Raw genomic sequence first — 12,726 nt, 5'->3', positions numbered from 1 at the left:
GTGGCATCAAGTTCTTTGTCGGGTTCTGCGTCCAAGCTCGGAGATGCTCGCCTCACCTCCCGCAGCGAGCGCGCGACGGGGTGGTTGGTTGGCCTTTCAGGGGCGGACCGGCAGTTGACACGGCAACTCGCCGCAGCAGGCATCGTAGACGAACGATCATACCAGGCGAACGAGCATTTGCTCACACAGCACCTTCGGGTCGCAGCTGCAAGGGTTCGCTATCTTCAGCTGGCTGGCGCCCCGCCGGATCCTGCAAAGATCCTGGACAACCTGACCTCGTGTCCTCCCTGGGTGATTGGGACACGCCTGAAGGACCTAGCAATCACCACTCGCGCGACGAACGTATTGCGCGCTCATTCGCTCAGTACAGTCGGCGAGTTATCGCGCTTCGGGAATTCAGGGCTTCTCAAGCTCCCCAACCTTGGACTCAAGTCTTTGAGGAAGCTGGGTGAAACCGTGTACGAGCTTATGCTGCGTGACCCGACTGGCGGAGCTCCAATGACGTGTCCGCCTCTTGAAAGGGCGGCCGAGATCGCGCTGCCGCATTCCGATAGCTCGTTCATCGAGTTGCTTTGCGACGAGTTGAGCAGTTGCACAGGCCTCGCCAAGGCGGTTCTCCTTGAACGATGGGGTTTGCTCGGTGAGCGAAGGACACTGCAGCAGCTCGGCGAAGTGCTCGGGGTGACGCGCGAACGAGTTCGCCAGATCGAGGTCAAGGCGGCCAAGCGATTGCGCGGAGCAAGCGTTTGGACGACCTTAGCACAGCACATCGACGGCTTGCTGGATTCACGCGAAACGCCGCTCTGGCTTGATCAATTCCCCGCCGAAGATCCTTGGTTTGGCGGCAGCCCGTTGCTGTCGCATGGACTGGCCACTTGTGTTGACCTTTTCCTCGGGCCGAAATTCCACCTCCTGACGATCAAGGGAAGACTCGCTGTTTCGGCACTTTCCGCAGCCGAATGGAGCCGCATCATCGAAGACTGCCAACTCATCTTGGGCACCGAATCTCCCCCCGACAACAACCGTGTAAGCCGCCTCGCTGCGGCGGTGCTGGTCGAGAAAGGGAGCGAACTTCGAGGCGAATTGGTTCGACATCTAATAGGTTCCAGCGCTGAGGACGGCCAAGACGCAGAGGCGTGCCCACTAGACGCAGATGTCGCGCTGTCTCGCCAACTAGAGCGAGCTTTACTTGAGCGCACTCTAATACGGACCACTGGGTCGTGATGGACGAACAACTCCGCTCGCTCAGCGCCATTTACAAGACCCGAGACGGGTCGATAGGTGCTTCGTTCTTCGCACCGTGCTTGGCACTGTGCTCGCAATACAAGCGAGCAGCCGGCTTCTTTTCGTCGACGGCTTTGGTGTCGTGGGCCGACGCACTTCTGACGAACGGCACGAAGTCTGTCTCCATCAACCTGCTCATCTCACCGGCACTTTCTTCCGCAGATAAGGCAACCTTTGAACGCGCCACTGATACAGCAGCTCGCGCGGAGATCCTGACGCGGTGCGGAGACTCGTTGGTTCGTGAGCTCCTCAGTGACCCCACATGCGGAAAGACGAGAGGCAACTATCTGCTCTGGTTACTCGCAACGGGTAGGCTTGAAATCCAATTCGCACTTCCTCACCATGTGGATGAACCAGGCATGTACCACCAGAAGAGCGGTGTGTTCAATTTTCCTGACGGTTCGACAGTCGCCTTCGAAGGGTCGGCCAATGAGACTGCCTCGGGGCACATCCGCAACTACGAAAAAATCCACGTATTCAGAAGTTGGGTTCCCGAGGACACAAGTCGTCTAGCCGCTGTCGAAGCCGACTTCGATGAGCAGTGGAACAAGCAGGACCAGTACCTGACAGTCGTCCCTCTGTCTCGTGAATCTCTTCACCTCATCAAGGAACGTGCTGCGGAACTCGACTTCGACACTCCGCCATCTCCATCTGGCGGCGCGCGAACTGAAGATCCTAGGTGGCGTCATCAGCCTGAAGCCGCCAGGGCCTTTCTTGACGCCGGGAAGGGCGTCCTGGAAATGGCAACGGGCACCGGGAAGACCAAAACCGCGCTTCGCATCGCAAAGGAATTGTTCGCGCGCGGAGAGATTGATTCGATGATCGTCTGCACGGAAGGAACCGACCTCCTGCAGCAGTGGTATGAGGAAATCCTCGATTGGCGCGCGGCGCTGGAAAGACCGTTGCGGGTGTACCGCCACTTCGCCGGCGACCATCAGGGCATGACATTTGCGCTGAACTGCGCATCCTCCTCCCTCGTTGTATCGCGAGGTCAACTGGGTAAGTTTCTTCCGATCTTGAAGGAGGTGCAGGCCGCGCGCGCACTCGTGATCCATGACGAAGTTCATGGACTTGGGGCGCCGTCCAGTCGAGCGAGCCTGGGAGGGAAGCACCAACGGTACCGTTATGTTCTCGGGCTGTCCGCAACCCCTGAGCGCGAATACGATGCTGATGGGACAGCATTCATTGATTCGGAGATCGGCCCAACGGTCTTCTCGTTCGGACTCGAGGATGCGATCCAGCGCGGTATCCTGGTCGAATTCGACTATGTCCCGCTGCCCTACGAGCTAACGGTGAATGATCGGGATAGGCTGAAGGCTGTCTATGCACGTCAGGCTGCCCGCGCACATTCGGGACAGCCGATGACCAACGAGGAGCTTTGGACTGAGCTCTCGAAGGTCTACAAGACTGCCGAGCAGAAGCCTGGCATCTTTGCAGACTATCTGGCGACCCATCCAGGCTTGGTTCTCGGATGCATCTTGTTCGTGGAGGAGCGCGAGTACGGCGAGCGCATTCTTCCCATCCTTCACGCGACGGGAGTGCGATACCGCACGTACTACGCGGAGGACGACCGCGAGAATCTGGTGATGTTCGGCCGCGGGGAGATCGACTGTGTGTTGACTTGTCACAAGATCTCCCAGGGCATCGACATCAAGAGTTTGATGGCCGTGGTCCTGTTTTCGTCCGCAAGGGCGCGCCTCGAAACAATCCAACGCGTGGGACGCTGCCTGCGCAGTGACCCCTCAAATCCCGACAAGCGAGCCACTGTCGTGGATTTCGTTCTTCAAACCGAAGTCGAGGGAACGAGGCGCGGACCTTCCGCGGACGAAGAGCGCCGCGACTGGCTAACCACATTGTCACAAGTTAGGAGGGGATCGAATGCCGATTGACATCGAGCTGCGCGAAGCAGTCCACCAGGCAGTTATTCAGCACCAGCAACCGCTGGAATTGGAGCGCCAACTTCTGGCTCTCCTTGCGGAGCTCAGCGAACAGGATGTGACCGACGATCGCCGAATGCAGCGTATCAGCATTCTGCAGTCCGAGGTCAGCATGGCAAAAGCGCTAGGGCAATAGCATGGAGATCAAGCTACTTGGCTGGGCTTGCGAAGGGTTTCGATGCCCCGACATGGAAGTTGACCTTCGAAACGGAAACTCCACGCCGAAGGTTTCGTTGGTTCAGATGCCTAATGGAACCGGTAAAACCACGACGCTCTCTCTCTTGAAGGGGACGCTGACCGGTGAAGCGAGGAACTGGACGTCTAAGTACATTGCCGGCCTTCGCAGCACCGCCAAGCCAGACAGTGGCGTCTTCTCGGTTTCTCTCACCGTAGATGGGCGCCCGCTGAAGCTCGAGCTGACTTGCGACTTCGAGCTGGGGGAAGTTTCGTTCAATACGACCTCTCCTGAGGTGGGTGGCTTCAACCGTGGTTGGACACCTCCGCCGGCGGTACGAAGGTTCCTGACGCCCCGCTTCGTCGACCTGTTTGTGTTCGATGGCGAGCTGGCCAACACGCTGCTCGACCCGCATGCGACGAAGGCGGAGGAGGCCATTGAAACGCTTTGCCAGCTCGATCTGCTCGACTCCGTCGCGAATGATTGCGAGCAGTTCTGGCAGCTCAACACAGCTAAAGCTGGAGCTAGGCATGCGAGTGGGCTCACCCGCTACACGACAATCGCCACCCGACTCAGCGAGCGAGTCCAGATACTGCGTAAGCACATCGAGCAACGCGAGGAACGACTTGAGAAAGTCAACGCAGAAGTCGCGCGACTGAACGGCGAGATCCAGAAGCTTGTCGACCAGGACGGCAGGAACCGCGAGGCCTATTACCAGAAGAAGTCCGCTAAGGGCGAAAAAGAGCAGGCACTGTCCGGCGCCGTGCGAGAGCTGATGGACAAGATGAGACGTCCCGAAGCGCTGGCGCCGGCTTTTGGCACGGCCCTGAAGGACTTGAAAGCAAACCTCGATGTCGCGAAGCTGCCGGGCAGCACTTCCAGGCAGTTCTTCCAGGAGCTTGCATCGAAGCAAGACTGCATTTGCGGCAGGCCGATTGGCGAAAAAGAGCGCCTCCACATTCTGTCGAGCGCGGAAGACTTCCTAGGGGAAGACCTGGCCGGCGTGCTCAATGCCTTCAAGGAAGAGGTAGACATTATTGACTCCGATGAGCGCCTACGCGTTGTCGACGAAAAGCTTGCCGGGATCGAACAGATTCGGCTTGACATCGCCGATCTCGAAGCTGAAATGGCGGTCCTTCAGAAGTCCAGCGTCAGCGCCGCCGGGGGCGACCCGGAAGAGTTCCGCCGCAAGATCGAGCCGCTCAATGTTGAGAAGGCGAACCTGGAACGCGAGCTCGATCTGCTCGGGTCACCCCTAGAGGCAGGCGAATCCAGCGAGCTCATCACGTCACCAACGGATGCCGCAAAGATCACGAAGTTGGCGGTGGCTGAGAAGCAACTTGCTATGGCGAACACGGAGATTCAGCGAATCAACGGAACTCTAGGACTTCGGATGCGACTGGACCTGCTCAAACAGGTCTGCGCGGATGCGCGCGGGCTTGCGAAGCAGCGAATCAAGGAAGGCCTCTTGCAGAAATGCAACCAGCGCCTGCGCCGTGTGTTGAAGGGCGACCCCCTGGAAATCCAGCGCATCGATCGGTCGCTGGTCCTGAAGGACCGCGAGTCGGGAAGCGCCGGACAGAACCTGGCTGTCGGATACACCTTTCTGGCAGAGGCGCTGAGCAAGGGCAGTCACGACTTCCCCCTCGTGGTGGACAGCCCGGCGGGTCCCCTGGACCACGGCGTGCGCCGGCAAATCGCCACCATGGTCCCTGCCCTCTGCACCCAGTTCGTGGCATTCACGATCTCAACGGAGCGAGAGGCATTCCTGGAGCCTCTCGAAGCCAGCGCCGGCGGCGACGTCAAGTACATCACTGTCTTCCGGAATACACCAGGTAACTCCGCCCTCCTCAAGGATCTGCCGGCAGACCACGCGGACAACGGGCAATCACTTGTTGTTGGCGGACGTGACTACTTCGTCCGGTTCGCCCTCGAGAACGAGAACGACGAAGCAGGGAGTTCCTAATGGCCTTCAAAATGCGTCAAGAGGTTGATGAGTGGTTCTCGAAGATCCACAAGGCCAAGGACACGCCCTTGCCCACCAAGTTCGACTACTACTATCTGTGCTTGATGTTCGGCCTGGCCAAGCGGAAGCCGGCTACTCTGTCCGCGGGGGTCGAGTTCATCGACTACTTCGTTGCGGACTACAAGCCTGTCCAGAACCTGATCCTAGGGCTACTGGTGGTGGCCGAAGCAGAAGTACAAGGGATCGACTTAAACAACCGAACAGCCATCAAGAAGCTGCTGGGGCTGTATCTAAGTCCGGAGGCATCAGTAGCACTGACCGCGCAAGGCTTCGATCGGATGAATGACTACGCGAATGGCGGCTTCAATGCCATCGTCGCTTCATACCCTGAAGCACCGTGGGTGGCGGCCGACTTCTTGCAGTGGTACACGAGAGAAATCAAGGTGCTCTCTTAGGTTCAGTTCGAGCGCTCGAGCGCTCGCAGCACCGTCGCACTGCAGTGACCCCTTGCGGCTGGAACAAGGGGTTGGCCAAAACTATGTCATCGGCCGGGCAGAATTCGATCAAGTGAAAGTTCTCGTTCGCCCCTGTAGTGTGCCTACGTCGCGTAGGCCACCAGTTCTGCAACGGTTCTGGCCTTCATGAGCCCCGTCAATCCATCGTCGATGTGGCTCGCGATGACTAGGCTCATAGCTTTCGTATCCAGCGGGCCATGAACCTGGACGATTAGCGCCTCGAATACGTTCGCGTTTTCGCCGAACAGGGTTGTTCCAATGAACTCGCTACCGTTCTGATCAACCTTCCGTTTGCCTGCGCGGGGCCCTTCGCGGAGCGAGCGAACCAACGCGATCCGGCAAACGATATTGGGAGTGAGGCTGGTGCGTCCCTTTAGGATTTTCAGCTTGTCGGTCGCCGCCTGCGAGATGTGCATACGCTTAGGCAGCATTTGCGACCTCCTTTGTCTTCCAGAAGTAGCCCTCTTCCGCCGACGTGCTTCTCTCGAGCGGATCAAAGCGCAGATGAAATGCGTGCGAGACGCTCGATCTCAGTCCGTCGTAGAACCGCTGGTCGACCTCGGTGTCCGTGGAAAGCACGATGACCTGATGGCTCGCCCTCGGGAAATAGGACTCGACCAGCTTCTCGCGATGCTTGCTGTCTAGCCGCCCCAACGGCGTGTCGATGATGATCGGCAAGCTTCGACCCGAAGCCTTGCCGAGCGCCTCTAGCATCGAAATCGCAAAGATCTGCTTTTCGCCGGCCGAGAGCCGCGCTTTCGGAATTTCGTTGCCCTGTTGGTCAAGCAGCTTCACAAAGAACGTCGACTCGTCGATCACGGCGTCGACGATCATGTCGTCCTTTCGGGAAAGCCTTTGGAAGGCGTTCAGAAAGTGACGACGAAGTTCTTGGCACTTGCGGGAACCAGCGCGCCGTTTAAACTCGCCAAGGACTTCCTGGACACTTTCTGCGAGGTAGTCCGCACGGGCGGTCACCCCATCCACCTGCGAGTCCTTTTCCAGTTTCCTCTTCTTTCTCGTGATGTCGATGGCTTGCCAAAGCTTTCGGCGGATTTCCTGAAGCACCGCCTGCTTCTTGGCCTCCAGGCGATTGACTACCTCCATCGAATCCTCAAGAGTGCGGAATGCCTCCTGTATCGACTCGTCGGAGGGAGCATGCGCCAATCTGTCCTGCTCTTGTGCTTCGTGCTCCGCCAATTGCTTGAGGCTTTTTTGCAGTTCGACCAGTTGGTGCTCGACCATGGGAACGGTCGCAGTCAGCGTGTTGAGCAGTTTGTCGGCCTCGCTCCCCGTAAGCCCATGAATGATCTTGGATGGCGTCTGTGGAGGAGCACTTATCTCGCGCACCCATTCGTCGATTGAACGGTTCGCGACCGAGCGCCAAGTGCTTGACCCCTTCACCTGCGAGAGTCGCTTCTTGAGTTGCTCCACCGTCGACTTAATGGACCCAGAAACAGCCTTGGCCTCCAGCGCCTTGCGCTCCAATTGCACTGTATCGACCAACTGACGCCGCAAGTCCCCGGCAAACATGAAGACCCCGGGGCCCGACAGGAGTTCGCGGATTTGCTCTTCGCGGGCCGCCCGATCCTCTTGGATGCTCAGAAGCCTGGCCTCTACCTGGGTTCGATTGATAGCCCAAGCACCGCCTCGGTCAGATAGTTTCGAACGCATCCGTTCCTTGGCGGCGATCGCCTGGTCCAACTGGGGTTGCAGCACCTGCTGCAGCTCTGACTGTGCTCTATCGATTTCGGAGATCAGCTGGTCATACGCTTCATGGAGCGACCGCAACTTAGTACGAACATCATCCGGCGTGTTGGCTGCACGCCTCGCTCGGATGAACGAAGAGAGGTCTGTCGCCAATCGGTCCGCGATGTCGAGTCCGAGCAAGCGCCGGATGGCGTCGCTGAGCACTTCGTCCGCATCATCCCGAGCGAGATCAGCAATCTGCTCTCCATCAAAGAAGAAGAACTGGGAAATTCCGGATGGGATCAATTGCGACAAGAATCCCTGAGCTTGGTCGTCTATCAGCCAAGGCTCTTGAGCCTCATTCTTAAAAAGGCGCAGCGACTCTTGTACGGAACTGGCCCTACCACCCCAAGCGCGTTGGACGCGATAACGGACCGTCTCGCCCAGCCTCGCATAATTGAAGACGATCTCAACAGATGCGCGGTCAGCAGCGACCAACTGCGTCGGCGACGCGTGAATCAACTGCGCGAGGATCGCCGCGTACTCTTTCTCCGTCAGCGGCGTATCGAACCCCTGCCGACCATAAAGTGCGAGTCGAACAGCCTTCAGTATTGTCGTCTTGCCCGCGCCATTCAGACCACCGAAGAGAACGATGGTTCGTTTGGACCCGTACTTCGTCCGCGGAGCGAGGTCGAATGAATGAATGCCCCTGTAGGTACCGAAGTCGGTAAGAAGGAGTCGCTCAATCAGCATCGCCGATCACCTTTCCGATATCGGCGTATCGCTTCTGCAAATCTCGCTCTTGCGCATCGTAGCTGCTGACCCGATTGATCCACTCTGCCTGCGAGGCAATGGCCTGCTTGTCGTCTGCCCAGTCCCGGGATAGCAATTCCTGCAACTCCTTCTGCAAGCCAGACCTTCTTGCGTGTCCTTGGTAGGAAACCTCGAGTTCGAGCAGCTTCATCAGAAGCTCCTTAGGGAGCCGTCTTTCCGAACAGAGCTCTTCCACAACGAGCGCGTCATTCCCGTCGAACACAAAGTCGTCATCGCTCTTCCAAGCAATGTCACTGGAGAAAACCTCCCGATAGATCGCCGGCACTGAGTCCTCCCAGTCCGGCTCGTTCGGGTCGATCCGCCACTCTCTGCGTATTTGTTCAAGCTCCGCAACGGTGATGAGCTCCTGAGCGTCCTTAGGATTCGACTCCGCAATCGCCTTCTGGGTCCTTAGGAGCTCTCCCAGAAGATGCTTGCGATACTCCAGCTTATAAGGTCCAAGCACATGCTTTTCCTGCACTGTCTTGCCCTGGTCGTCCTTCTTGATTGAGATCGTGACGGAACCATCGCGGCGCCTCGCGCTTCGGAATTCATGCTTGCGAGCAGGATTGGTCGTTTCGTAGAGCTCGTTTCGAAAATCACGCAACGGAGTAAGCCAGGTATTGCCTGTCTCGATTAAGCCATCCATCGCACGGTCTTTGGTCACAACGGTGCACACCCAGCACCCAAATCTTGAATTCCCACACGATGGCGTTGTAGTGTCCAGGACGAGCGGACACTCCCCTCCGTTAGACCCCTTGTACAGGTCAAACAGGGCTTGGTGATCACCGCCCCATGGGGCCGGACCCGAGAATAGGTACTCCCATACGTCGTCCGCACTCCACTGGTCGATAGGCGTGAACACCAATGCATGAGGCAAGCTCGTGTGCTTACCAAGCCGCGAACCATCAATGCGATGCTTCCGGATCACTTGGGCGCGCGATGAGCTCTCCTGGATGCGCGAACCAAGAACCACAACGACTTCCCCGAAGGCCGTTACCTTCTCGCGGATGAATTCACTCGTTGGATCGATCTTCATCCGCTCCGTGCACCATCGGAATTGCCGGGTCGGAGCGGGATAGCCCTTGCCAATCAAGTTGACCCAGAACGTTTCATCTATCCGTGGAGTTACCGGCCTTGCAACCTCGATGGGAAGCGCCAGTTCAGCTGCGGCAAGCCGCATCTTGTCCAGCGCTTCGTGGATCAAGTTGACGACAAGAGGGGTCTCGACCAAAGTGTCCGAGGACACAATAAAGACGGGCTTGGTCCTCTCCGGAAGGGGAAGTTCGAGCAGTGCCTCGAACACCAGCCGGCAAACGGCCGTCGAGTCCTTTCCGCCGCTGAAGCCGATGACCCACGGGCGGTTGTCAGCCTTGTAAATGGTAAGGATGTCTTCCTTACTCGTTACGACGCATTCCATCACTTACCTTTTAGAAGTGAGCCGCTTCTTGGCAGGCAAGAGGGCTTCGAGCTCCAGATCAGCCGGCGAAAGCGGCAGATCCAGATGAGATTTCACGTAGTTGGCGGCCAAGTGAACATTGGTCGCAGCCTTGCTAATTCTTCCGTGCACCATGGCTCGCCCCTCCCACACTGCCACGTTAGACCGGGACCAATCGATGTTGCGCAGATGGCGAAGATCAACCTTCCACTGTTTCGAGCGTCGGGACAGTAGCTCTGCGCCGGCAAGGGCCAGTGCCTGCAGCGCGACCCCGTGCGCGTGAACGTACTCCTGCCGGAGTTCAGCCGTTGCCACGTCCTTTGTTCGCGCCCGCTGCCAATCGGGAATTTGGTCGCTGACCACATCCCAGTATTCCTTGGCAATCATCCGCTCCGTCGTGCTGAACTCATCCTTCGGATGCTTTCGCAGCAAAGCGCGGCTCGCATGCTTGATGCTGCTCAAGGTAAATAGCTTCACGGACCGATTTGAGATCGTTGATTTCTCCATCTCCGTCAAGCCCCGAAATGCTCTGCACTCAGATGCCAGGTACCGAGCAAGCTCCGAACTCGGGTCGCGATGGTCATACAGTGTTGATAACGAATAGCTCGGGCGAACCGCGTATTTGTTGAGATCCGCGAACATTTGTTGACTGCGGACCAAACCTTCATCGCCGAAAAACAGAACGGGAACGTTGTCTTGGCCGAGGGCGGGGCTTTCCTTGAGCGCCTCTTCGATGGCCGCGCGACGATGCTGCCCGTCGTTGATCAGGATCCGCGCGTCCATCGGAATCTCCAGGACTCCCACAGAGAGGTTTCGCCCTGCGTCAAGTGGAGCGAAACGTACTTGACCGTCCACTGACGCTGTCAATGCAGAAAGAATGTACGTGTCCGGATTCGCAACCAGGTACTGGGCGATCGCCGGGATGCGATTCTTGTTGAGCGACCGCTGGGCACGCAACTCTGCCGGCACCTCCTCTTCATCAAACATAAAAAGCTTCGGGATCATGCGAAGCGGACACATCGCGATGAAGAAGGGCCGCTTACCCTGAAAGCCCTGCACGGCCGGGAAGCTGTGGAAGTACCCCTGATCGTCCATGTTTCCCTCTCTGGAAGTTAAATTATAACTTCCAACGCTCGGTATTGGAAGTTACCTTGCAAGAGGGGCGTCTTCCTGCCAACCGTCCGGCCGCTGGGTCTGCCGACTGGGCGACTTGGGCAGTTGGCGCCCGCCCCGGCCAATTGGCTGGCGTTGCGCTACATTTCCGAGCAAGGGCGGCTGGACACCCTTTCCCGGAGCTCATGATGACGGTCGTGGAAGCGATACAGACGGTGATGCGCGCCAATGGCTCACCCATGACGGCGGCCGAGGCCTATGCGGCGATCACCAGTGCACGGTTGTACGAGTTTCACACCGATAACCCGGCCTCGGTCGTCCGTACGCAAATGCGCCGGCACAGTGAAGGACTTGTCTTGGAAGCATCAACGAAGGTCAAGCACTTCAGGGCTCTGGCGGACGGACAATTCGCCTTGCTCCCGGGATCCTGAGCGCCACCGGCTCGGTCGAAGGCTCAACGGCCCTCCTGCCTCAACTAAGTCGGACGATCGAACGGAGGGTGAGCATCCGGCTCCGCCGGCCACCAGTCTGGCGGCCAAGTACTCCACGACGGGACAGACAGGCAGCGCTGCAAGATCTCTTCCATCGGATTTCTTGCGACCAATTCCTTCGTGACCACCTGCACCCAAACCTTGGCTCGTTCGTCGTAAGGTGGTCGAAAACCGTCGGCCATCTGCTCGAGTTGACTCAGGAAATCCTTCAGGCGCCGAACACGCTCGTCGGCCTCCATCATCACGAACGCCTGCTTGAGCTGCTCGGCCCTAGCCTCTTTCCGTCGACGCTCCAATGCACGAATCTCTTCCTCGCGTTTGGCAACCGCGGCTGCGGCCTCGCGCTCCTTTCGCAGTTCCACCTGCAGCGGCACCAACTGGAAGGCGGTCCGCACGATCTCGTCGACCTGGCCCTGCAGCTTCTCCTGCGTGCCTTGCCAAGTCTTGCTCGCGCGGTATTCGGTCCCCGAGATACTGAAGGAGAGTTTTTCGGAGGGTCGGTTCTCATAGTCGCGCGCCCAGGATGACTCCTTCCTTTTCTTCGCGAGCTCGTCGGAGTCCAGGTACACGCGTCGATAGCCTTGCGAAAATTGAATGGTGAAGGTCTCGCCCTTGAATCGCGCCTCGATGGCCGGACCTTCCGATCGGCCGATTGGACGGCCCGTCGGTGCTTCTCGGCGGACGATCACCATGCCGCCCGCCACAAGGCCTCGGAAGACGGAGGCGTGAAACCGCAACACCCAGTCCATGGCTTCCAATGAGGCAGTAATGTCCAACAGCCCATGATGAAGGAGGCTGTATCTGCCATGGTTGTCGCTTGGCGGACGGTCTTCCGGCTTCGTCAAACTCCACGCGTTGACGCCTCGACGTTTGTACTGCTCGATCATCTTCGGGATGCGGTCGCAGTACCGCTGGGTTGCCTTGACCAGCGGGTGAGCATCCTCCAAATGCTCAGAGAACTGCGCAGCAACATTCACCGCCGCGGCTGCGGCATCCGCCTTCAGCGCCTCAGCGTGCTTGCGCTCCATGATTTTCTGCCGCTCTCGCTCCTCTGGATCGCTCGTCGCGAAATGCACGACGACATCCAGCTCAGGCGTGGGCAACGGGGTTTGCGGAGGTCTCTGGCCTGCCTTGAGCTTGGCCCAATAGCCCCGAGGTGGGGCTGGCACCGCATGACGGCGGCAGGCCTTGGCCAAGCCCACATCCGAGATCCCCAGTTCGGTCGCCAACTGAGTCATCGGCTTCGCCCAAACCTTCACATACAACTCGCTGCGCTTCATCTCCAACTCCCACGAGACACACCGGCCC

The 12,726-nt window shown here is 58.4% G+C and carries 11 protein-coding genes and 1 pseudogene; 7 read left to right on the top strand and 5 right to left on the bottom strand.

Annotated elements, in window-relative coordinates; genetic code table 11:
* The 6 genes and pseudogenes from AC07OD_RS19670 to AC07OD_RS19645 form a co-directional block, all read left to right on the top strand.
* Positions 1-441 (top strand): annotated as a pseudogene (locus tag AC07OD_RS19670) (DNA-directed RNA polymerase subunit alpha C-terminal domain-containing protein); the annotation flags it as partial.
* 57 nt (positions 442-498) lie between these two features.
* Positions 499-1,224 (top strand): sigma factor-like helix-turn-helix DNA-binding protein, encoded by a 726-nt coding sequence (locus tag AC07OD_RS19665; protein WP_494597906.1) that lies wholly within the window; start codon positions 499-501, stop codon positions 1,222-1,224.
* Positions 1,224-3,173: a DEAD/DEAH box helicase family protein gene (locus AC07OD_RS19660; protein WP_494597829.1), complete on the top strand. Its 1,950-nt coding sequence runs from the start codon at positions 1,224-1,226 to the stop codon at positions 3,171-3,173. Before AC07OD_RS19665 ends, AC07OD_RS19660 begins: the two co-directional genes overlap by 1 nt.
* Entirely contained in the window at positions 3,163-3,357 is a 195-nt protein-coding gene (locus AC07OD_RS19655; protein WP_494597828.1) for a hypothetical protein, read from the top strand. Before AC07OD_RS19660 ends, AC07OD_RS19655 begins: the two co-directional genes overlap by 11 nt.
* 52 nt (positions 3,358-3,409) lie before the next feature.
* Positions 3,410-5,362 (top strand): hypothetical protein, encoded by a 1,953-nt coding sequence (locus AC07OD_RS19650; protein WP_494597827.1) that lies wholly within the window; start codon positions 3,410-3,412, stop codon positions 5,360-5,362.
* Positions 5,362-5,817: a hypothetical protein gene (locus AC07OD_RS19645; RefSeq protein ID WP_494597826.1), complete on the top strand. Its 456-nt coding sequence runs from the start codon at positions 5,362-5,364 to the stop codon at positions 5,815-5,817. Before AC07OD_RS19650 ends, AC07OD_RS19645 begins: the two co-directional genes overlap by 1 nt.
* A 143-nt stretch (positions 5,818-5,960) precedes the next feature.
* On the opposite strand, the gene AC07OD_RS19640 is transcribed toward AC07OD_RS19645, so the two are convergent.
* The 4 genes from AC07OD_RS19640 to dndB are packed head-to-tail and all read right to left on the bottom strand — an operon-like array spanning position 5,961 to position 10,909.
* On the bottom strand, positions 5,961-6,308 hold the full coding sequence (locus tag AC07OD_RS19640; RefSeq protein ID WP_494597825.1) for a DndE family protein: 348 nt from the start codon (positions 6,306-6,308) through the stop codon (positions 5,961-5,963).
* Positions 6,298-8,316, bottom strand: a complete 2,019-nt coding sequence (gene dndD, locus AC07OD_RS19635) for a DNA sulfur modification protein DndD (RefSeq protein ID WP_494597824.1) — start codon at positions 8,314-8,316, stop codon at positions 6,298-6,300. Before dndD ends, AC07OD_RS19640 begins: the two co-directional genes overlap by 11 nt.
* The gene (gene dndC / locus AC07OD_RS19630; protein ID WP_494597823.1) at positions 8,306-9,796 is read right to left on the bottom strand and encodes a DNA phosphorothioation system sulfurtransferase DndC; all 1,491 of its coding nucleotides are present in this window, start codon (positions 9,794-9,796) and stop codon (positions 8,306-8,308) included. Before dndC ends, dndD begins: the two co-directional genes overlap by 11 nt.
* 3 nt (positions 9,797-9,799) lie before the next feature.
* On the bottom strand, positions 9,800-10,909 hold the full coding sequence (gene dndB / locus AC07OD_RS19625; protein ID WP_494597822.1) for a DNA sulfur modification protein DndB: 1,110 nt from the start codon (positions 10,907-10,909) through the stop codon (positions 9,800-9,802).
* A 206-nt stretch (positions 10,910-11,115) separates the two neighbouring features.
* Here dndB and AC07OD_RS19620 point away from each other — a divergent pair, with 206 nt between their 5' ends.
* Complete coding sequence (locus tag AC07OD_RS19620; protein ID WP_494597821.1) at positions 11,116-11,358, top strand: hypothetical protein; 243 nt, start codon at positions 11,116-11,118, stop codon at positions 11,356-11,358.
* 44 nt (positions 11,359-11,402) lie between these two features.
* Here the strand turns inward: AC07OD_RS19620 and AC07OD_RS19615 are convergent, their stop codons facing one another.
* Positions 11,403-12,698: a hypothetical protein gene (locus AC07OD_RS19615; RefSeq protein WP_494597820.1), complete on the bottom strand. Its 1,296-nt coding sequence runs from the start codon at positions 12,696-12,698 to the stop codon at positions 11,403-11,405.
* Positions 12,699-12,726: the final 28 nt, after the last annotated feature.

Source organism: Acidovorax sp. GW821-FHT10E03, assembly GCF_059415205.1.
Note: the sequence above shows the minus strand (reverse complement) of the source record. Positions and strands in the feature narration are given on the sequence as shown.